Origin of the sequence: Dongia deserti (genome assembly GCF_003574735.1) — a bacterium.
Taxonomy (GTDB): domain Bacteria; phylum Pseudomonadota; class Alphaproteobacteria; order Dongiales; family Dongiaceae; genus Dongia_A; species Dongia_A deserti.
Genome location: NZ_QORW01000007.1, coordinates 290296 through 309450, shown reverse-complemented (window position 1 = coordinate 309450; position 19155 = coordinate 290296). Strand labels below are relative to the sequence as shown.

Here is a 19155-nt window from a genome sequence, read left to right as displayed (position 1 = left end):
TAAGATTGCGTTGTAACCGGCTGAAGTCGAAGCATTAACAGTTTATTTCAAAAGGGATAATTGTCCTTTGTTAGAATCGCTGTCTGATCTAGTAGTGGCGCGGAAAAACACTTTTCAGGTGCGCACGCATCAGGTCGACGGCGCGCTCGCGGGTGATGAGGCCGAGCATGATGTTGACCCACAGCCCGTCGCCGGCGGCCAGCAGGAATTGCCCCGCCTTTTCCGAATCGAGCGCCTTGTAGCGCCCTGACTGGGCCAAGCCTCGGCAGGCCATCATCAGCGCTTCCCCGTATTCGGCGTCGCTCTCGGTACAGACTTCCATGTATTTGGGGCGGAAACGCGTCTCGCTCCAATAGGCGACCCAGACCGAGATGCGCTCGTGCCGGCACACCTTCGTGTGAAACTGCGCCATGGCGACCGCTTCCAGCACGGCGGCCGGATCCTCGCCTGCCTTGTCCCGCGCCTGATGCCAGATCTCGCGGAACTCCCCGGTCACCGCCCGCAAGGCTTCCAGCAGCAGCACGTCCTTGCTGGCGAAATATTGGTTGACTGCGCCGTTGGCCATGCCTGCCTCTTTCACCACGTCGGCAATGGTGGTTTCGCCGATGCCGTGCTGGCTGATGGCGCGAATGGCAGCCTCGATCAACTGCTCGCGCCGGATGTCACGAACGGCTTTACGGGCGACTTTCAAGGTGTTGCGTGGTTTGCGGGGTGTGTTGGAACGCTCTGTTTTCGGCACGGACTTGCGCAGGTCAGATTTTATGGTCGCTCACCATAACGAAGCCACGGTCACCGGGCCAAGGCGGAATCTTTTTTGCACGCTCTCGGACGATCCGGAACAAACGGTTCGTGAAAATCGATTCACGGATCTGGCGAGCCAATCGTTTGGCGCGCGTGCCGATCGTCATCACAGATTCACGCGACGCCGATACAGTTTGGACTCGCACGATCCAATATGGTTCGGCTAGCATGGTCTCGTTCCGCACCACGAAGCGAGCAACATATTCGACGCTTCGCGCCATTGGCCGCGAAATATTTCGTAATCGCCACCGCGGACTGAAGCGCGCAACGACGCGCAAACGCTGCCAGGTAAAGCGGCATCCCCCGAGGGCGGGCACTGCCGCAATACGACCGACCGGCAACGACCGGAGTGGTTTCTTATTGGGAGGTAGTAATGCGGAAATCCGAAAAGGCAACGCGCGGCGCTGCCGATCTCCAAGCTCATTTGGCCGACGCCTGGAGCCAGCAATTTGGCCGCTCGGGCGAGAGCTTCGGCAGGCTGTTCTCCGCGATGCGCGATGAATTTACCGGCTTCGTGCAGCGCCGGCTGGACGCCAACATCACGACCATGCGCGAATGGTCCGAATGCCGCAGCTTCAATGACGCCGTCGCGCTGCAGCAGCGCTGGGTGCAATGCGCGGTCGAGCAGTACGTGGAGCAAGGCAATCGCGTTCTCGAAAGCTGCCGCCAGGCCGCCGGCGACATAACGGAATCAGCGCAGCCAAGGGCTGAGGCCGGAAAGCCGGTGACCGAGCGCAAGCACTCTGGCCACCGGGCGGCAGAGGAAATCAAGGAAGCAGCGTAGAATCCAGCTTGATATCGAGACGCCCCTCCTCGCTTCGAGGAGGGGTTTGTCTTTCAGCTTTTGGGACGCCACTCGAACACGGCGAGGAGGCAGCCGGTTTCGGTACGCGACGAGTGGTGCGAGCCGGGGGCGAAGGAGACGAAGTCGCCTTTCCTGAAGACGGTCCCGTCGGAATCGATCAGTTCGCCTTCCAGGACCAGAAACTCTTCGTAACCGGGATGGTCGTGCGCCATGGTCTGCGCGCCCGGTTGCATCCGCATGACATAGCTGCCGACGCCGGTCTCCTTGCGGAAGCTGATGGGCAGCCAGGACATTTCCGGCTGCACCGGTCCCTCGAGATCGTACGGCTTGAAAGGCGTAGTGGCAATGGAGGTGATACTGCGGCTCATGCGGCACTGTCCCGGTTGATCCTGCGCGACGCGGGTAAGGTCACTGTGACAGTAGTGCCGATTCCGGGCGTGGAGTCGATCCCAATCGTGCCGTCATGGAGCTCGGCCAGGTGCTTGCTGATCGCAAGGCCGAGCCCGGTTCCACCTTTCGCTCGGGTGGCGGTGTGATCGATTTGGAAAAAAGGCTGGAACAGCTTCGATACGGCGGAGGAATGGATGCCGATACCGGTGTCGGTGACGATCAACTGGATGCCCCCGCTCTCTGCTCCCCTGACCGTCACCGAGACGGTGCCGCCGGCGTGAGTGAACTTGATGGCGTTGGAAAGGAGGTTGAGCAGAATCTGCTTCAACGCGCGCTGATCGGCTTTCAGCTTGATGGGCCCCGCCGGCAGCGTGGCGGTCAGCCTGATGCCGCCGTCCTGTGCACGGCCAGCCACCATGGTGCGGCAGCTCTCCACCACCTGCGCCAGTTCCACGATCTCTTCCGTCAGAGTCAGCTTGCCGGCTTCCAGCTTCGACATTTCGAGGATGTCGCTGATGATGGCCAGCAGCATCTCGCCGCTATCGTAGATGTTGGCGGCGTATTCGCTGTAGCGCGCCTCATCGTCGCCGAAGTGCCGGTCGCGGATCACTTGCGAAAAGCCGAGGATGGCGTTCAGCGGTGTGCGCAGCTCATGACTCATGTTGGCGAGAAACTCGGACTTGGCGCGGTTCGCCTGCTCCGCTTCGTTCTTCGCCTTGGTCAGCGTCATTTCGAAGTGGTGCTGCTCGGTGATATCGAAACCGATGCACACGATGAGCGCGACGTTGCCTTCCACATCGGGCAGCGCGACGTTCGACCAGCGCAGCAGACGTTTCGTGCCGTCTTTGTGCTGCCAGGGATTGACATTGATGATCGGGAAGTCCTCGAGCCGCCGCCGGCCGAGGATCGCCATCACACGGCGATGATCATCGCCAGGGATAATATGACGCCACGTTGCGGGGTCGCACATCTCCGCGTAGGAGAAACCGCTGAAGCGCTCGGCGCATTTGTTGACGCGAATGAGGTTGCCAGCGGCATCGTAGACCGTGATCGCCGCATCGACATGATCGATAATGAGATTGACCAGCGCGTCCTGGCTCACTGCGCCGCGCGCGTGGGGCAGCGCGGGAACAGCAGCCATTGGCACTGCCTTTGACGCGGCCACCGACGCCGGCATCCGACGAGCGCGCAAGGAGAACAGCGGCACTCCGACCGCGCAGAACCGCTGCCACAGACCCAGTCTGCGTTCATTTTGCGTTAGGTCAACTGCCACGGCACGCCTCGATCTACACCGGCACGCGCTTCCCTTGAAGCCGCCAGCGGACAAGGTCAATAAAGCATTGCCGCAGTTAACAAAAAATAACCGAAGACAGGATGCCACACCTACAGGTGTGAGAGATAAGTCTCAGTCCAGCGCAGCACGGCCGTGTCTCCCCTGGTTCGTTCTGGGAGACACGGCGCACGATAGAATTGCAGTGAAGGTCTGCTACAGGGCTTTGCACTCTTCCCACAGCTTCACATACTTCCCCTCGCGCTCGGCCTCGACCGGCTGGAAGAAGATGCCGTTCGCCAAGTGCTTGACCGGATCGGTCACGCCGAGCGCGGCCACATGCTCCGGCCCTGCGATCTCGAACGCTTTGCGGTTGCTATGGCCATAGCCGGTGTTCTCGATGAGATATTTGCCGGTCTCGGGCGAGATCCAGGCATCGATGAAATCGTAGGCGGCGGCCCGATCGGCCTTGCCGACATTCAGCAGCGTAAGACCACAGAGCCACGTGAAGATGCCCTCCTTGGGAACCGCGTATTTCACCGGCACGCCTTCGGCCCCCAGGGTCTTTACGGTCTCGTTCCAAGCATAGCCCGCCACGATCTCGCCTGACGCGAGCGCCTGATTCAGCTCCGTGGGATCGCTCCAAATGAACCGGCTGTTCTTCACCAGTTTCTGCACCAGCGGCTTTGTCGCGGCCAGTTCCTCGTCGGACATTTCCCAGATCTTCTGCGGCGAATAGCCGAGCATCAGCCCAGCAATCTCGACCGCCACTTCGCTGTCTGTGAACGCCAGCTTGCCGGAATATTTGTCTCCGAAGAAAATGCCCCAGGACTCGCCGTCGTCCCCTTCGACCATATCGGTGCGGTAGGCGATGCTGGAGTTCCCCCAATCCGCCGGCGCCATGACAACGTTCCCATCGACTACCACGCCTTCCGCGGTCTGCAGCGCGGGAATGACATCCGGCCAATTGCTGAGCTTCGACGTGTCGATCGGCGTGGTCAGCTTCGCTTCGGTGAAGCGCACGACCGAATAGGTGCACGGGTGCATGATGTCGGCATTGAATCCTGCACGCACCTTCTGCACCGCTTCCTGTTCGTTGGCAAAGATCGAGAAGCTTGGCGGAGATCCGTGCTTCGCCACGTAGGAACCGAAGTGATCGGGCGTATCGTAGCCGGCCCACTCCAGGCAGACGAGCGGGTCCGCCTTGGCCGCGCGCGACATGAACGTCAAGCCGACGCCAAAGGCGCCGGCGCCTGCCATCATCTGGCGCCGCGTCACCTTGCCTTGAGACATGCGGTCGATGAACTTGATCCGATTCATGGCTGCTCTCCCTGTCCGATGTTGTGCTTGTATGGATCGAGCGTTGAGAGAATTGGGTGCCAGATCGCGGGCGATGTCAATGCCATGAACTGTCGTTCATGAAGTTGACAGGGTTAAAGGGCTGCGTATCTACTGCAAACCGGATTTGGACGCTGGCCGAGACAGAGCCGGCGCCGCAAGCAGGGGGCGTGGGACATGGCAGTTGCCGAGCCTGGCCAAAGGCTGGGATGGACGGCATCAGGTGACCAGTGGAACCGGTGGCTGCGCCGGCACGAATGGGCGCGCGGCTATCTGTTGATGTCTCCCACCATCCTCGTGATGCTGGCGATGCTAGTCGCGCCGATTGTAGCGCTGGTCGTGATGAGTTTCTGGACTCAACACGTCCTCGAGATCGATCGCACGCCTACCCTCGCCAACTACTGGCACCTGATCGAGCCGGCAGGCCCGGATGATGAGACCGCCTATTGGCTGGGCATCCCGTTCCCGTTCAAACGCGCTGTCTACATTGTCCTCCTGCTCAAATCGATCTTGATGTCCTTCACCGCGACTGTGGCCGTCATCCTGCTTGCCTATCCGATGGCCTATTTCCTGGCCTTCCGGGTCAAGCAGCACAAGATGATCTGGCTGATGGCAATCACCTTGCCGTTCTGGACCAGCTATCTGTTGCGGGTCTTCGCCTGGAAGCTGATGCTGGGATTCGGGGGCGTCATCAATTCTGGCCTGATGAAGCTGGGCCTGATCGACCAGCCCCTGGAGTTCCTGCTCTACAATCCGATCGCGGTGGTGATCACGCTGGCACACGCGTGGGTCGCCTTCGCGATCCTGCCGATCTATGTCTCGCTGGAGAAGATCGATCGATCGCTGCTGGAGGCGGCGAGCGACCTGGGCGATCGCGCCATCACGCGATTCTTCCGCGTCACCTTGCCCTTGTCGGCACCAGGCGTGATCGCGTCCTCGCTCCTGGTCTTTATCCCGACTGTCGGCGATTACGTGACGCCGACGCTGGTCGGCGGCCCCACCGGCATCATGATCGGCAACTCCATCCAGTCCCTGTTCGGGAAGATGAACGAGATTCCGCTCGGCTCGGCCTTGTCGCTCGTGATGATGCTGTCCGTCACGTTGATCGTTTGCCTGTTCCTATGGGCCGTCGGCTATCGCAAGATGCAGCGGAGCATCGCTTGATGGTGCGCCTCAGGATCGATCCAGCGACGGCCTATGCCATCTTCTTCGTCCTTTTCCTCTACGTGCCGGTGCTGCTCATCCCGCTGTTCTCCTTCAACGACAGCACCGTGGCCACTTTCCCGATGAAGGGCTTCACTCTGAATGGCTATCGCGGCATGGCCGCCGACGCATCGCTCATCAATGCGCTCAAGAACAGCCTCATGGTCGGCATCGGCGTATCCATCGTCAGCACTGCGCTTGGACTGCTCGCCGCCATGGGTGCGACACGGTATGCAATGCCTGGCAAGAGCCCGGTGATGGGAACCATCATGCTGCCGCTCGTGGTACCGAGCCTGATCCTGGCGATCGCGCTGCTCGTCATCCTGCGCCAGGTGTTCGACATTCCATTGACCCTGTGGACGGTGGCAGCCGGTCACGTGCTGGTGTGCGTGCCATTCTCGATGCTGGTGCTGATGTCCCGGCTGGAGGGTTTCGACAAGGGCCTGGAGGAAGCATCGAACGACCTGGGCGAGAACGCCTGGATGACCTTCTGGCGCGTGACCTTCCCGATCGCCTTGCCTGGGATCATCGCCAGCCTGCTGATGTGCTTCACCATCTCATTCGACGAGTTCGTGATGGCGTTCTTCCTGAGCGGCACCGACCAGACTCTTCCGGTGTTCCTCTACAGCCAGTTGCGCTTTCCGCAGCGCCTGCCACCCACTTTGGCGCTCGGCAGCTCCATTCTCGCGGTGTCGGTCGTGATCGTGCTGGTGTCGGAATGGCTGCGCCGTTTTGGCGTGCAGAGCAACAAGCCCGGAGCATTCTGACCCATGACGCAAGGCGACAACATTATCTCGATCCAGAGCGTCTCCAAGCACTTCGGACCGGTGAAAGCGGTTGATGATACCTCCTTCAACATCAAGCGCGGCGAGTTCTTTTCTCTGCTCGGTCCGTCGGGCTGCGGCAAGACTACGTTGCTGCGCATTCTCGCCGGCTTCGAGCTGCCGACGTCAGGCGAAGTGACGATCGACGGCCAGCCGATGTCGACCGTGCCGCCGCATGCGCGGCCGACCAACATGGTATTCCAGAGCTACGCCATCTTCCCGCACTTGAACGTCCGCGAGAACATCGCCTATGGGCTGCGCAAACGGAGGCTCGGCAAGGCGGAGACGGCGCGCATCGTCGAACAGGCTCTGGAACTCATCAAAATGCCGGGCTATGGCGAGCGCCGGTCGGACCAGCTTTCGGGCGGCCAGCGGCAGCGGGTCGCCCTCGCCCGCGCCCTCGTCTGCCAGCCCAAGGTGCTGTTGCTGGATGAGCCGCTGGGCGCGCTCGACAAGAAGCTGCGCGAGGAGATGCAGATCGAGCTGCGGCAGATCCAGCGCACCGTGGGCATCACGTTCGTATTCGTCACGCACGACCAGGAGGAGGCGCTGACGCTCTCCGACCGCATCGCCGTCATGTCGCGCGGCAAGGTGCTGCAGATCGATCATTCGACCCGACTCTACGAGGCGCCGAACTGCAGGGAGGTCGCGGAATTCATTGGAACCATGAACATCCTGCCCGGCACTATCGGCGAGGTCTCGCACGGGCGGGCGAACGTTGCGGCGGGCACACACGGCGCCTTCGAAGCGCGCACAGATGGTAGCGCACCGCGTCCGGGCACACCCGTCCTGATCGCGATCCGGCCTGAGAAGCTGCAGATGTCGTGGGAGCGGCCGGGCTTGAGCGTCAATTCGCTCGCCGGGAAAGTGGGCGCCGTCGCCTATTTCGGGGACCGCAGCCATTTCTATGTGGACGTCGAGGGGTGCGAGAAGCCGCTGGCCGTCGCCCTGCAGAACGGCGAGCGCCGTCTCGATGGCAGTGACCTCGTCGGGAAGCCGGTGTGGCTGAGCTGGGAGCCGGATTCAGCGGTGCTGTTGCCGGCGTAGCTTCAGTCCAAGCTCCGCCGCAGCATGTCGGCGAGCATGGCGTCACGATCCGCCTTGCGCATGGCCAGCAGCGGCTTGAGGCGCTTGGAATTCATGAGATCCGCGAAGCCGTGTGCGATGGCCCAGGTCCGCATGACCTCGGCCTGATCGGGCTCGGACCGGCTGGAGTGCGCCTCGTGCAATCGTGCAACGTCCTCGATCAGCTTGCGATGAGCGGCTGCGGCAGCCGCGTGCAACTCTTCCGATTCCCGATCCGGCCGATCCGACGAGAACATGAGGCGGAACAAAGCTGGATTTGCCATGGCAAAATCAATGTAACCCAGGCCCGCCGCGACCAGCTGGGATAGCGCATCCGTTTCAGCCCTTTTCTGTCGCGCTTCCTGGCTCTGGACGAAGCGCCGGAACCCCACCGCCGCAAGGGCGGTCAGTAACCCGTTCACGTCACGGAAATGATGCGCGGGCGCGGCATGGCTGACGCCCGCCCGCTTCGCTACGCCTCTCAGCGAGAACCCTTCGATGCCGCGGGCGGCCAGCTCCGCCTCGCCTGCCTGCAGTAGCACGGCACGGAGGTCGCCGTGATGGTAGGAGCCCACGCGGCGCACCGGCCGACTCGGTCGATGGACTGTCATGCAGTTGATCTATCGCGCAATCTAGACAGTGTCAAATTTCATCTTGACACTGCCTAGATCCTGACGAAGAATAATCTAGCCACTGTCAAGATTGAGCGGCCCGCCATGAGCCCCGAAGTCATATTCCGGATCTGCAACATGATCGCCCTGGCCGGCTGGCTGGTGCTGCTGGCATCGCCTTTCATTCCGAAACTGGCGGATCGCATCTCGACGCTGGTCGTGCCCGTGCTGCTGGCGATCGCCTATACCGGCCTGATCCTGGCCCACTGGTCCGGCGCCGAGGGCGGCTTCGATAGTCTGCCGAGCGTCATGCTCCTCTTCACCCAGCGGGAGATCGTGCTGGCCGGGTGGATACACTATCTCGCTTTCGATCTTCTGATCGGTGCTTGGGAGGTGCGGACCGCCAGGGCGGAGCGCATTCCATTCCTGCTCGCCATTCCCTGCCTCGCCTTGACGTTCCTGTTCGGACCAGCGGGCTATCTGGCCTTCACCGGCCTGCGTGCGGCACGGAGGATGATACGGTCCAACGCGCACGTGATCCACGGAGCATCACAATGACCACGGATATTCTTTTTGCGCAGCCGCAACATGGCGCACGGCCACTAATAGCGGAATTCTCTTCGCGCCATCCCCTCTTCGCCGGAGCGGCTTTGTGCCTGCTCATCCTGATGGCTCCGACCCTGTTCGCGATGGCGATCGAGCAGCGCACGTTCCTGGGCATCAACGTCTGGATGAAGCCGTTGAAGTTCGAACTCGCGCTGACGGCCTATCTTGCGACTCTCGCCTGGTTCGCCGGTTGGCTGCCGCGCGCCGTCGCAGACGCGTGGTGGCATCGCGTGTTCTCCGGCATCGTCGTCCTGGCCATCACGCTCGAGATGATCTGGATCGCCGGCGCGGCGGCCTTCGGCGTCGCCTCCCATTTTAACGACAGCTCGTCGGCCATGATCGGCATCTATGGCCTTATGGGCGCACTCGCAGTCCTGCTGACCTCGGCCACGCTGGTCTACGGAATCATCATCCTGCGCGACCGGGCAAGTCGGCTTGATCCAGCTTTCCGGCTGTCGGTGGGCATTGGGCTCATCGCGACCTTCATCCTGACCGTCGCATTCGCGGGCTACATGTCGACCACCGACAGCCATTTCGTCGGGGGCAATCAGTCGGACGCGGAAGGCTTGGCCTTGATGGGCTGGGCGCGTGACGGCGGCGACCTGCGCGTGGCGCATTTCTTCGCGACGCACGCGATGCATTTCATTCCAGCCTTCGGCTTCGTCGTCAGCCGACTGCTGGAGCCGCATCTTGCCGGACGCGCCGTGCTCGGCTTCGCAGGACTGTTCGTTGGCTGGACCGGCTATACCTTTGTGGAAGCGCTCTCCGGCCGACCGTTCCTCGCCATGCTCTACTGAGCCGCCTTCAGGGCTTCGGGCAGCATCTCTTCGAACACCTCCACATCGGCCTTTGTGCCGGCGCTCACCCGGATGCAGCGGTCGAGCGGCGGGACTCCGGGCATGCGGACGAAGACATCCCGGTTGATAAGCTCCGCCAGGATGCGGCGGGCATGGGCACCGTCGCGGCCGCAATCCATGGTCACAAAGTTGGTGGCGGAGGGCAGCGATGTCAGGCCGCTGGCGCGGGCGATCGCGGCGATGCGGTCACGTGACGCTGCGACCTGCTCCAGCACCCATTTGAGGTGAGCGTCGTCGGCGAGCGCGGCCAGCGCGCCCGCTTGGGCGACGCGGTTGACACCGAAGTGGTTGCGGATTTTGTCGAAGCTCTTGATCACGCTCTCCTCGCCGATCGCGTAGCCGATGCGCGCCCCGGCCATGCCATACGCTTTCGAAAAGGTGCGGAAACGGATCACTTGCGGGTTCGAGACATCGATCAGCGGCGTGGTGCCGTCCGGCGCAAACTCGCAATAGGCCTCGTCCAGGCAGAGCAGGCAGTCTGCGGGTAGCCGCTTGATCATCGCCTGCACGGTCGCGCCATCCCACCAGGAGCCCATGGGATTGTCCGGATTGGCGAGGAACACCAAGCGCGCTTGCTCCCTGGTCGCCAGCGCCAGCAATGAGTCCGGATCTTCGCGGTCGTTCACATAAGGCGTCGTCACCAGCCGACCGCCATACCCGGCGACGTGGAAGTTGAAGGTGGGATAGGCGCCGAGCGAGGTGGCGACGGTCACGCCCGGGTCCACGAACAGGCGCACGACATAGCCGAACAGTCCGTCGATCCCCTCGCCCACCACGATGTTCTCCGGCTTCACGCCATGCTTCACGGCAAGCGCGTGCTTCAGGTCGTGGTTCTCCGGGTCGCAATATTTCCAGGCTTCGGCCGCCTCTTGGCGCATGGCCTCGATCGCATGGGGCGACGGGCCAAACACGCTTTCGTTGGCGCCGATGCGCGCGCGGAACAAGCGACCACGTTTGCGCTCCTGCGCCTCGGGGCCGACGAATGGCACGGTCGACGGCAGGTCCTGGACGATGGTGGCATAGGGCGGGAGAGACATGCGCGTTTCCTGATCCTGGTAGAAGCTTGCCGGAAGGCCGGGGCAATGTTAGCCGTGGTCGGCACAATCGGGAAAGGACGAGGACGACATGGCCAAGACCCTTCTGGTGACCGGCGGATCGCGCGGCATCGGCGCGGCGGTGTGCCGGCTGGCCGCCCGTGAAGGCTATGAGGTGGCTTTCAGCTATGCCGGCCGGGCCGATGCCGCCAAGACAGTCCTCGCGGAAATCCACGGTCTTGGCCGCAAAGCGGTCGCGATCAAGTCGGAAGTGGCCGACCCAGCTCAGGTCGCCTCGCTGTTCGACCAGGCGGCGAGGGAGCTCGGCTACATCGATGCCTTCGTCAGCAATGCTGGTATCATTCACAAGGCCTCGCCACTCGCCGACATTGCCGTCGAGGAGATCAAGCGCGTCATCGAGGTGGACCTGGCCGCGCATCTCGTCTGCTTGCGGGAAGCGGTGCGGCGCATGGGCAAGTCGCGCGGCGGCAAAGGAGGCGCGATCGTCACCATCTCCTCCATGGCATCGGAGCTCCACGGCATCGGCGGCTTCGTGCCCTATGCCGCGGCCAAGGGTGGAATCGACGTGTTGACCACGGGCCTTGGGAAGGAGGTTGCGGGCGACGGCATCCGCGTGAACGGCTTGCGGCCCGGCCTCATCGACACCGACATGCAGGACGACACCGGCATCGAGAACCGCATCACGAAGCTCGCTGCCAACATCCCCATAGGCCGCGGCGGCTCCGCCGCAGAAGTGGCGGAGGCGGTGCTGTGGTTGCTGTCGGACAAGGCAAGCTATGTGACGGCGACCTTGTTCAACGTGTCGGGCGGGCGGTAGATCTTTATGAGGGGCGACGCTCGGGGGAGCGCGAGATGGAGCGCCCCCTGCGCGCTCGGTTTCGTCGCCGCCTCGACAACTCCAGCCTTCGCCCACACGACCGAGCGTGCTTTCATCCTGCTGTTGCCGACGGGTTATTACCTGCTCGGCGGTGCGCTGGCTGTGGCGGGCTCTTTCATGATCCTGCTTGCCCTGCCGGCCGAGCGGCTGAAGCGTTGGTCGGATGCGCGATGGACATTGGGGCGCCTCCGTGTCCCGAATGAAACCGGCGCTAGTCTCGCGTCCTTCGCCATTCTCGTGGTGCTGCTGACCGCCGGCTATGTCGGCAGCCGGGATCCGCTGGACAACCCGTTGCCGCTCACGGTGTGGACGATCTGGTGGATCGGCCTGACGATCGCCCATGCCCTGTTCGGTAACCTCTGGCGCTATCTCAATCCGTGGGCCGGGCCATTCCGACTGCTCGGACTGCGAAAGGCGCCGCTGCCCTATCACCTCGGCTATTGGCCGGCAATCATCGGGTTGCTCGCGTTTGCCTGGTTCGAGCTGGTCCATCTCGCCCCGAATGATCCCGCTGTCCTGGCGCAAGCGATCATCCTCTACACCATCGCCACGTGGATCGGCATGGCGCTGTTCGGCGAGGAGGCGTGGCTGAGCCGGGCCGAGACTTTCTCGGTGTTCTTTTCCCTGATCGCACGCATTGCGCCGCTGCAATCCGAGCCTGCCGCAACCGCGCTACGACAGTTCAAGTTGCTTATTCCCGGACGCGCGCTTGTCGACCTCGCGCCCCTGCCACCGAGCGGCGTCCTGTTCGTGCTCCTCACCCTCGCGGCGGTGTCGTTCGATGGGCTCAGCAAGACCTTCTGGTGGCTCGGCCTCAATGGTATCAATCCGCTGGAGTTCCCGGGCCGCAGCGCCGTGATGAGTGTCAACAGCATCGGTCTTGTCGCCCTCTGGGGCGTGCTCGGCGCGGCGTTCCTCGCGTGCATCTGGATCGGACGTGCGCTCGCGGGTAGCCGCGATCCGTTCTGGCCGAGGGCCGGCGCCCTCGCCGCTTCAATCCTGCCGATCTCTGTCGGCTACCAGTTCGCGCATTACCTGACTGCATTCCTGGTGAACGGCCAATACGCCGCGATCGCGCTGACCGATCCGTTTGCACTTGGCTGGTTCAATTCGGAAGAGCGGATGCACCGCATCACGACCTCATTCCTGTCGCACCGCGCCGGCGTCACGCTGATCTGGAACCTGCAGGCGGCCGGCATCGTGATCGGTCACATCATCGCCGTGCTGGTCGCGCATCTCGTGACGTTGCGAGCGGGAGCCGACCGCATGACGACACTGCTGAGCCAAGCGCCGCTGGCCGTACTGATGGTAGCCTACACGTTGTTCGGCTTGTGGCTGCTCTCGACGCCGGCAGCCGGTTGAGTTTTGGCCGCCCCGTGATAAAGTTCGTATACGAACGATCTAGAAGTCGCCGGCTGGCGCGGCACCGCCTAAACAGGGATTCCACTTAACTGGGGGAGGTTTGCGATGACTCGTTCCAAGACTCCAAAATCCAATAATCAGAAGAGCTTGATCTCGCGCCGCGCCGCTCTGAAAGGCCTTGGCGCGGTGGCGGGTGGCAGCGCCGCACTTGGCCTTGCACCAGGCTTCGTGCGCTATATCCAGGTCAGCGCAGCCGAGCCCCTTAAGATCGGATTCCAGGCGCATCGGACCGGTATCGGCGCCGCCTACGGCCGCTGGTATGAGCGCACCACCAACGCCGCGGTGAAGCTCATCAACGATGCGGGCGGCATTGCAGGGCGACCGATCCAGCTGATCACCGAGGATGACGGCACGGATCCCAAGCGCGGCTCGGAAGTGGTCGAGAAGTTCGCCTCCCAGCACAAGGTCGACATCACGTTCGGCACGTTGTTCTCGCACGTGGTGATGGGCTCGGCGCCGCGGGCCGGCGAGCTCAAGATGCCGTACTATGTGGTGAGCGAGGGCCATCACGTCGCTTCCGGCGCACTCAATCGCTACACGTTCCAGCCCGGCATTACCGACGTAAAGGCGCAGGTCAGCTCCATGGCCCCGTGGATTGCCGGCAATCTCGGCAAGAAGATCACGATGATCTTCCCGGACTATGCCTTCGGCTATGACCATCGCGACTATTTCAGCGCGGCGATCGAGAAGCAGGGCGGCCAGGTTCTGAAGCTCCTGCCGATCCCGGCGACGGAAACCTCCTACACCAAGTATTTCCCGCAGATTCCGAGCGATACCGAAGTGCTCTACCACGTCATGGTAGGACCCGGCGTGCTGACCTTCGTCAAGGAGATGGGCGAGTTCTACGGTTCCAACCGGCCACAGATCTTCGGCTTCATCGACTCGCTCGAAGCGGTCGATATCGCGAGTCCGGGCCTCGAGTTCCTCGACGGCACCTATTTCTGGGAGGCCTACCCGCGCTATGCCCAGGCCAACCAGAGCGAGGCGGACAAGTTCTATCGCGCCGCCGTCGGCGTCGACAACAACGGCGCGAGCCTTGAGGATTCAAAGGATGTCGCCACCTACTCCCACATGTTCGGCTGCTGGGAGACGCTCTACATCATCAAGGAAGCGGTCGAGGCGAGCGGCTATCAATCCGCCACCGCCGCCGACAAGAAGAAGCTGGTTGAGGCGACCGAGGCCATGAAAGGCTGGAAGGAAGGCAACGAGCACCCGCAGGGCGACAAGACCTTCGTCGGCCAGATCCATCAGTGCTTCGGCCACCAGTTCATCTCGAAGGTCGCGGGCGGCAAGCTGGAGGTGGTGCACAAGACCGAGATCGCCGACGGCACCTACGAGCCCGAGACCGACTACACGAAGATGGCGCTGTAAGAGCGCAATGCTGGATTCGCGGTGGAATTCCCTCCCCCGAGCCGGGGGAGGGTTAGGGTGGGGGCGCCGGCGCTTCAGCTCGACTCAATCTTCGCACGATAGACTAACCCCCGCCCCGACCCTCCCCCAGCTTGGGGGAGGGAGAGTGTGATGCTAACTCCATCGATGCGAATTCTATGAGCCTCGGCCCTCACCTCCTCCTCGCCCTGATGGAAGGCACCGTGGCCGCGTTCGTGCTGGCGTTGACGGCGTTGGGCCTGACACTGGTGTTCGGCGTCATGCGCATCGTGAACGTGGCGCACGGCGAGTTCTTCATGCTGGGAGCGGTGTTCGCCTGGGCCTTCGCGCACCTGGTCGGCAATCCGGCGCTTGGCTTCCTGGTCGCAGTCATCGCGAGCCCGATCGTCGTCGGCGGTGCGGCGCTGGTGATCGACCGTGCGATCCTGCGACGATTCAATTATCAGCCCGAGGCAACCATCGTCGCGACCATCGGCCTGCTCTACATCATCCAGCAGCTCGTGCTCATCTTCTACGGACCCGATGCACGCTCGGTCGAGGCGCCGATCAACTTCCGCGTCCAGCTCCCCTGGTTCGGCTATTCCGGCTACAAGCTGGTGGTCGCCGGCATTGCTGCATTGCTGCTGCTGGCGACCTGGTACGGCATCGCCAAGACCAAGCTCGGTCTCGTGATGCGCGCAACCCAGTTCGACAGCGAGACGGCACAGGCCTTCGGTATTCCTGTCGACCGGGTCTATGCGGCCGTGTTCGCGCTCGGTGCCATGCTCGCCGCCATCGCTGGCGTGCTGATCGTGCCGATCAAGCAGGCCTATTACCTGATGGGCCTTGATCCGCTGCTGCTCTCCTTCATCGTCGTCATCATCGGCGGGCTGGGCAGCCTGCGCGGCGCCATCATCGCCGCGTTCGTGATCGGCATCAGCGACGGCGTGATCTCGGTATTTTTCTCGCCCAATCTGTCGAAGATCCTGGCGACCTTGCTGGTCGCCCTTGTGTTGATCTTCCGGCCGGAAGGCCTGTTCGGCGGAAAGGCGCGCTGATGGACCGTCATCGCTCGCTCGCATTCCATGGCGGCGCGCTCGCACTGCTCTTCCTGCTGCAATTCGTGCTGCCGCCCTATCATCACACCAACTTCACCAGCATCATGGTGCTGGCCACCTATGGCATCGGCTACAACATCCTGATCGGCTATACTGGTCTGCTCAGCCTTGGCCACGCGATGTTCTTCGCTGCCGGCCTCTATGCCGCCGGACTTACGGTGCATTACTTCAATATCGATCCGATCAGCGCCTTCATTCTGGGTGCCGCAGCCGCCCTTGCCTTCGCGACCGCCGTCGGGCTGGTCGCCCTGCGCACCACGGGTGTGTCCTTCATGATCGTGACCATGATGTTCGCGCAGGCCTGCTTCCTGCTCATTCTCTATTTCAACCAGGTGACGCGTGGCGATGAAGGCCTCGTGCTGAGCGGTGCCGCTCGCCAGATCGGCGGTCTCAGCCTGACCAACCCAACCTTCCGCTATAATCTCGCGCTCGCCTTGTTCACCGGCGCACTCGTGCTCTGCTACATCCTGATCCGCTCGCGCGTCGGCCGCGTCCTGGTCGCGATCCGTGAGAACGAGGAGCGGGTGAAGATGCTGGGTTACCACACCTTCCGCTACAAGCTGCTGGCGCTCGCCCTCTCCGGCCTGCTGTCGGGTGCGGCGGGAGCCTCCTACGCACTGATGTTCGGCTATGTCGGCGCAACCTTCGCCTCCATCGAGTATTCGATCTTCGCCCTGCTGTGGGTGCTGCTGGGCGGCGCAGGAACCGTGCTTGGTCCCATCATCGGGGCCTTGCTGATGTTCTACCTGGTCGAATGGACCAGCGAGGTGACCCAGAGCTATCGCATCGTGGTGGGCGCCGCGCTCGTGCTGCTGACCCTGTTCTTCCCAAAGGGCATTCTCGGCACCCTGCGCGAGAAGCGCCTGAGATGGCTGCCATGAGTTTCCTCGAGACCAAGGCATTGAGCCGGCGCTTCGGCGGATTAACGGCGGTCGACACAGTCGACTTCCGGCTAGAAGCGGGCGAAATCCGCGCCGTCATCGGGCCCAATGGCGCTGGCAAGACCACGCTCGTCAGCATGATCTGCGGCCGCCTGGCCCCGAGCGATGGCACGATCCTGTTCGACGGCACAGAGATCACGCATCTGCCGCCATGGGAGCGGGTCGCGCGCGGCATCGTCTACACCTTCCAGATCACCAGCGTATTCCGTAATCTCTCCTGCTTCGAGAATGTGGCCCTGGCGGCCCAGCGTGCGTTAACCCTAGGCAAGGCGCCGTGGCATACCGTCGATTCGTCAGCACTCGCGTCATCCGTCACGGATGCGCTCGCGCGCGTGCATCTGCACGAGCGCAGCGACACACCGGCCGCCAACCTGCCGTATGGCCACCAGCGCCTGCTGGAGGTCGCGATGAGCCTGGCGCTGAAGCCCAAGCTGCTGGTGCTGGACGAGCCGACCCAGGGCTTGTCCGAGGCGGAGATCACCGATTTCTGCAGCCTGGTGCGCGAGATCGCGGCGGATGCGACCATTCTCCTCATCGAGCACAACATGGATGTCGTGATGGAGCTGGCCGAGCGCATCACGGTCATGAGCAATGGCGCGATCCTGGCGGAAGGCACGCCGGCCGAGATCACCGCCAATGCGGCCGTTCAGCAAGCCTATCTGGGGGCGTGATGCTGCGGGTCGAAGGGCTCAACTGCTTCTATGGCAATGTGCAGGTGCTGCGCGACTTCGCATTGGAGCTAAAGGGGGGCGAAGTTCTGTGCCTGCTCGGCCGCAACGGCGCTGGCAAGACCACGCTGCTCAAGGCGATCATGGGCTTGGTGCGGGCCCGATCCGGGCGCCTGACGCTGGACGACGCCGAACTCTCAGCCCTACCCGCCCACGCCGTGCCGAGGCAAGGCATCGGGTATTGCCCGCAAGGGCGGCGCTTGTTCTCCGAGCTGACGGTCGAGGAGAACCTCCAGATCGGCCTGATGGCGCGTGATCGTGGCGCCGCCACGTTGGAGCGCGTGCTGATCTTGTTTCCGGTGCTCCGCGAGCGCATGCGCCAGCGCGCTGGTACCCTAAGCGGCGGCGAGCAACAGATGCTGGCAACCGCGCGTGCGCTTTGCCTGGAGCCCAAGGCGCTGCTACTGGACGAGCCGACCGAGGGTTTGATGCCGAGCGCGATCACCACCATCCTCAACACCGTCAGACGGCTGAAGGCAGAAGGCGTCGCAACTATCCTGGTGGAGCAGCGCGTGGAAGCGGCGCTGACTGTCGCCGACCGCATCCTGTTCATCGAGAATGGACGCAGCTGCGAGAGCGTGGCACCGGATGTTCTGCGCGACGATCCGCGGCTGTTGCATCACTATGTCGGCGTCGGGGTGAAGCGGGAAAGACTGGGAGTGCAGAGATCTTGAACGACAGCACACAAGGCGCGGGCGTCACGCTTGCCAACTGGCGTCAGGCGCCATGGAACAGGTGGGCCTTCCATCATGTGCCGGAGGTCCTCCCGGTCATGCGCATCGCACACGACCCGGCGCGCGTCTCCGTTCTACCGAAGGCCCCACGCGACATCGGTGCGCTCGCGTTCACGGGACCGGACGGTGCGCAGCGGACGACTGCAAGCCTGCTACCGGAGACTGCAACCGATGGCTTCCTCGTCCTGCACAAGGGCCGCATCGCTTTCGAGTGGTACGGCAACGGCCTTACGCCAAGCGATCCGCATATCGTCTTCTCGGTCAGCAAGTCCATCACCGGCATTCTTGCCGGCATCCTGGTGGAACGCGGGCAGCTCGACCCCGATGCGCCGGCCGCGCGCTACATCCCGGAAGCGCTCGGGTCTGCTTACGGCGATTGCACAGTGCGCCATGTGCTCGACATGACCGTCGGCATCGCATTCGCGGAGGACTATCTCGATCTGACCGGCGACTTCGCGCGCTATCGCGCGGCGACCGGCTGGAACCCTCTGGACAACCCGGCGCTGGCCATGGATCTGCGCACCTTTCTGGTCACGTTGCGGCGCGACGCCAATCCCCACGGCGCCAAGTTCCACTATGTATCGCCGAATTCCGACCTGCTGGGTTGGATCCTGGAGCGCGCCGGCGGCCTGCCCTATGCGCGGCTTTTGACCGAGCTGCTCTGGAGCCGGCTCGGCACCGAGGCCGATGCGCACGTGACCGTCGACCGGCTGGGCGCCGCACGCTCGGCCGGTGGTATCTGCGTGGCATTGCGCGACCTCGCGCGCTTTGGCGAGATGGTGCGGAATTTCGGCCGGGTCGGCGATCAGCAGATCGTGCCGCGCCGGTGGATCGAGGATATCCTGCAGAACGGCGATCAGGGCGCCTGGCTCGCGACGGAAACGGCGGCGAGGTTCCTGCCCCAAGGCCGCTATCGCACGCAGTGGTACATGATCGGCAACCCCAGCGGCGCCCATTGCGCTGTCGGGATTCATGGCCAATGGATCTACATTGATCCCGTGGCGGAAATGGTGATCGCCAAGCTCTCCTCGCAGCCTTTGCCGCTCGACGAGGCGACGGACCACCTGCTGCTGGCAGCATTCGCCGCCATCGCAGACGCGCTCCGCGCATGACCGATGCTCTGGCTCTGACTCGATCGATGG

General features: G+C 63.0%; 21 protein-coding genes. 14 read left to right on the top strand and 7 right to left on the bottom strand.

All coding sequences use genetic code 11. From position 1 onward, the window contains the following. Positions 1–88 precede the first annotated feature (88 nt). On the bottom strand, positions 89–691 hold the full coding sequence (locus tag DTX69_RS13515; RefSeq protein WP_162917139.1) for a TetR/AcrR family transcriptional regulator: 603 nt from the start codon (positions 689–691) through the stop codon (positions 89–91). A gap of 61 nt (positions 692–752) precedes the next feature. Further along, positions 753–908, bottom strand: a complete 156-nt coding sequence (locus tag DTX69_RS30130; RefSeq protein ID WP_162917138.1) for a hypothetical protein — start codon at positions 906–908, stop codon at positions 753–755. A gap of 266 nt (positions 909–1174) precedes the next feature. Between DTX69_RS30130 and DTX69_RS13505 the strand changes: the two genes are divergently transcribed. Next, positions 1175–1585: a phasin family protein gene (locus tag DTX69_RS13505; RefSeq protein WP_119302052.1), complete on the top strand. Its 411-nt coding sequence runs from the start codon at positions 1175–1177 to the stop codon at positions 1583–1585. A 53-nt stretch (positions 1586–1638) separates the two neighbouring features. Here DTX69_RS13505 and DTX69_RS13500 read toward each other — a convergent pair whose 3' ends face one another. From DTX69_RS13500 to DTX69_RS13490, 3 genes are all read right to left on the bottom strand, one after another. Next, positions 1639–1974 (bottom strand): cupin domain-containing protein, encoded by a 336-nt coding sequence (locus DTX69_RS13500; RefSeq protein ID WP_284735749.1) that lies wholly within the window; start codon positions 1972–1974, stop codon positions 1639–1641. Beyond that, on the bottom strand, positions 1971–3137 hold the full coding sequence (locus tag DTX69_RS13495; RefSeq protein WP_162917137.1) for a PAS domain-containing sensor histidine kinase: 1167 nt from the start codon (positions 3135–3137) through the stop codon (positions 1971–1973). The genes DTX69_RS13500 and DTX69_RS13495 overlap by 4 nt, the downstream gene beginning before the upstream one ends. A 345-nt stretch (positions 3138–3482) precedes the next feature. Continuing rightward, positions 3483–4586: an ABC transporter substrate-binding protein gene (locus tag DTX69_RS13490; protein WP_119302050.1), complete on the bottom strand. Its 1104-nt coding sequence runs from the start codon at positions 4584–4586 to the stop codon at positions 3483–3485. Between the two features lie 195 nt (positions 4587–4781). Between DTX69_RS13490 and DTX69_RS13485 the strand changes: the two genes are divergently transcribed. From DTX69_RS13485 to DTX69_RS13475, 3 genes are read left to right on the top strand one after another with little or no spacing between them, the layout of a single operon-like run. Further along, positions 4782–5768 carry an ABC transporter permease gene (locus DTX69_RS13485; RefSeq protein ID WP_119302049.1) on the top strand — a complete coding sequence of 329 codons (987 nt, stop codon included), beginning with the start codon at positions 4782–4784 and terminating at the stop codon, positions 5766–5768. Continuing rightward, on the top strand, positions 5768–6574 hold the full coding sequence (locus DTX69_RS13480) for an ABC transporter permease (RefSeq protein ID WP_119302048.1): 807 nt from the start codon (positions 5768–5770) through the stop codon (positions 6572–6574). The genes DTX69_RS13485 and DTX69_RS13480 overlap by 1 nt, the downstream gene beginning before the upstream one ends. Positions 6575–6577: 3 nt before the next feature. Beyond that, positions 6578–7678 (top strand): ABC transporter ATP-binding protein, encoded by a 1101-nt coding sequence (locus DTX69_RS13475; protein ID WP_119302047.1) that lies wholly within the window; start codon positions 6578–6580, stop codon positions 7676–7678. Positions 7679–7680: 2 nt separating this feature from the next. Here the strand turns inward: DTX69_RS13475 and DTX69_RS13470 are convergent, their stop codons facing one another. Beyond that, a complete protein-coding gene (locus tag DTX69_RS13470; RefSeq protein WP_119302046.1) occupies positions 7681–8307 on the bottom strand; it encodes a TetR/AcrR family transcriptional regulator in 627 nt (208 codons plus the stop codon). 105 nt (positions 8308–8412) lie between these two features. On the opposite strand from DTX69_RS13470, the gene DTX69_RS13465 reads away from it, so the two are divergent. Both DTX69_RS13465 and DTX69_RS13460 read left to right on the top strand, forming a co-directional pair. Next, the gene (locus DTX69_RS13465) at positions 8413–8865 is read left to right on the top strand and encodes an ABA4-like family protein (protein WP_119302045.1); all 453 of its coding nucleotides are present in this window, start codon (positions 8413–8415) and stop codon (positions 8863–8865) included. Next, the gene (locus tag DTX69_RS13460) at positions 8862–9710 is read left to right on the top strand and encodes a hypothetical protein (RefSeq protein ID WP_162917136.1); all 849 of its coding nucleotides are present in this window, start codon (positions 8862–8864) and stop codon (positions 9708–9710) included. Before DTX69_RS13465 ends, DTX69_RS13460 begins: the two co-directional genes overlap by 4 nt. Here DTX69_RS13460 and DTX69_RS13455 read toward each other — a convergent pair. Beyond that, on the bottom strand, positions 9704–10807 hold the full coding sequence (locus DTX69_RS13455; RefSeq protein WP_119302043.1) for a pyridoxal phosphate-dependent aminotransferase: 1104 nt from the start codon (positions 10805–10807) through the stop codon (positions 9704–9706). The genes DTX69_RS13460 and DTX69_RS13455 overlap by 7 nt on opposite strands. Before the next feature lie 88 nt (positions 10808–10895). Between DTX69_RS13455 and DTX69_RS13450 the strand changes: the two genes are divergently transcribed. The 8 genes from DTX69_RS13450 (at position 10896) to DTX69_RS13415 (ending at position 19125) form a co-directional block, all read left to right on the top strand. Continuing rightward, a complete protein-coding gene (locus tag DTX69_RS13450) occupies positions 10896–11642 on the top strand; it encodes an SDR family oxidoreductase (RefSeq protein ID WP_119302042.1) in 747 nt (248 codons plus the stop codon). A 6-nt stretch (positions 11643–11648) separates the two neighbouring features. Then, on the top strand, positions 11649–13064 hold the full coding sequence (locus tag DTX69_RS13445; protein WP_119302041.1) for a hypothetical protein: 1416 nt from the start codon (positions 11649–11651) through the stop codon (positions 13062–13064). Between the two features lie 105 nt (positions 13065–13169). Next, complete coding sequence (locus tag DTX69_RS13440) at positions 13170–14495, top strand: ABC transporter substrate-binding protein (RefSeq protein ID WP_119302040.1); 1326 nt, start codon at positions 13170–13172, stop codon at positions 14493–14495. Positions 14496–14671: 176 nt separating this feature from the next. After that, positions 14672–15550: a branched-chain amino acid ABC transporter permease gene (locus tag DTX69_RS13435; protein ID WP_119302039.1), complete on the top strand. Its 879-nt coding sequence runs from the start codon at positions 14672–14674 to the stop codon at positions 15548–15550. Continuing rightward, on the top strand, positions 15550–16491 hold the full coding sequence (locus DTX69_RS13430; protein WP_119302038.1) for a branched-chain amino acid ABC transporter permease: 942 nt from the start codon (positions 15550–15552) through the stop codon (positions 16489–16491). Before DTX69_RS13435 ends, DTX69_RS13430 begins: the two co-directional genes overlap by 1 nt. Beyond that, positions 16488–17222 carry an ABC transporter ATP-binding protein gene (locus tag DTX69_RS13425; protein WP_284735748.1) on the top strand — a complete coding sequence of 245 codons (735 nt, stop codon included), beginning with the start codon at positions 16488–16490 and terminating at the stop codon, positions 17220–17222. The genes DTX69_RS13430 and DTX69_RS13425 overlap by 4 nt, the downstream gene beginning before the upstream one ends. Next, positions 17222–17953, top strand: a complete 732-nt coding sequence (locus DTX69_RS13420) for an ABC transporter ATP-binding protein (protein ID WP_119302036.1) — start codon at positions 17222–17224, stop codon at positions 17951–17953. The genes DTX69_RS13425 and DTX69_RS13420 overlap by 1 nt, the downstream gene beginning before the upstream one ends. Further along, positions 17950–19125, top strand: a complete 1176-nt coding sequence (locus tag DTX69_RS13415; protein WP_284735747.1) for a serine hydrolase domain-containing protein — start codon at positions 17950–17952, stop codon at positions 19123–19125. The genes DTX69_RS13420 and DTX69_RS13415 overlap by 4 nt, the downstream gene beginning before the upstream one ends. The last annotated feature ends 30 nt before the right edge of the window (positions 19126–19155 follow it).

Coding starts and splice junctions, on each gene's coding strand:
- DTX69_RS13470 (WP_119302046.1), bottom strand. CDS start 8,307: ATGACAGTCCATCGACCGAGTCGGCCGGTGCGCCGCGTGGGCTCCTAC.
- DTX69_RS13450 (WP_119302042.1), top strand. CDS start 10,896: ATGGCCAAGACCCTTCTGGTGACCGGCGGATCGCGCGGCATCGGCGCG.
- DTX69_RS13425 (WP_284735748.1), top strand. CDS start 16,488: ATGAGTTTCCTCGAGACCAAGGCATTGAGCCGGCGCTTCGGCGGATTA.
- DTX69_RS13480 (WP_119302048.1), top strand. CDS start 5,768: ATGGTGCGCCTCAGGATCGATCCAGCGACGGCCTATGCCATCTTCTTC.
- DTX69_RS13465 (WP_119302045.1), top strand. CDS start 8,413: ATGAGCCCCGAAGTCATATTCCGGATCTGCAACATGATCGCCCTGGCC.
- DTX69_RS13420 (WP_119302036.1), top strand. CDS start 17,222: ATGCTGCGGGTCGAAGGGCTCAACTGCTTCTATGGCAATGTGCAGGTG.
- DTX69_RS13440 (WP_119302040.1), top strand. CDS start 13,170: ATGACTCGTTCCAAGACTCCAAAATCCAATAATCAGAAGAGCTTGATC.
- DTX69_RS13445 (WP_119302041.1), top strand. CDS start 11,649: ATGAGGGGCGACGCTCGGGGGAGCGCGAGATGGAGCGCCCCCTGCGCG.
- DTX69_RS13490 (WP_119302050.1), bottom strand. CDS start 4,586: ATGAATCGGATCAAGTTCATCGACCGCATGTCTCAAGGCAAGGTGACG.
- DTX69_RS13435 (WP_119302039.1), top strand. CDS start 14,672: ATGAGCCTCGGCCCTCACCTCCTCCTCGCCCTGATGGAAGGCACCGTG.
- DTX69_RS13455 (WP_119302043.1), bottom strand. CDS start 10,807: ATGTCTCTCCCGCCCTATGCCACCATCGTCCAGGACCTGCCGTCGACC.
- DTX69_RS13505 (WP_119302052.1), top strand. CDS start 1,175: ATGCGGAAATCCGAAAAGGCAACGCGCGGCGCTGCCGATCTCCAAGCT.
- DTX69_RS13460 (WP_162917136.1), top strand. CDS start 8,862: ATGACCACGGATATTCTTTTTGCGCAGCCGCAACATGGCGCACGGCCA.
- DTX69_RS13495 (WP_162917137.1), bottom strand. CDS start 3,137: ATGGCTGCTGTTCCCGCGCTGCCCCACGCGCGCGGCGCAGTGAGCCAG.
- DTX69_RS13475 (WP_119302047.1), top strand. CDS start 6,578: ATGACGCAAGGCGACAACATTATCTCGATCCAGAGCGTCTCCAAGCAC.
- DTX69_RS13430 (WP_119302038.1), top strand. CDS start 15,550: ATGGACCGTCATCGCTCGCTCGCATTCCATGGCGGCGCGCTCGCACTG.
- DTX69_RS13485 (WP_119302049.1), top strand. CDS start 4,782: ATGGCAGTTGCCGAGCCTGGCCAAAGGCTGGGATGGACGGCATCAGGT.
- DTX69_RS30130 (WP_162917138.1), bottom strand. CDS start 908: ATGACGATCGGCACGCGCGCCAAACGATTGGCTCGCCAGATCCGTGAA.
- DTX69_RS13500 (WP_284735749.1), bottom strand. CDS start 1,974: ATGAGCCGCAGTATCACCTCCATTGCCACTACGCCTTTCAAGCCGTAC.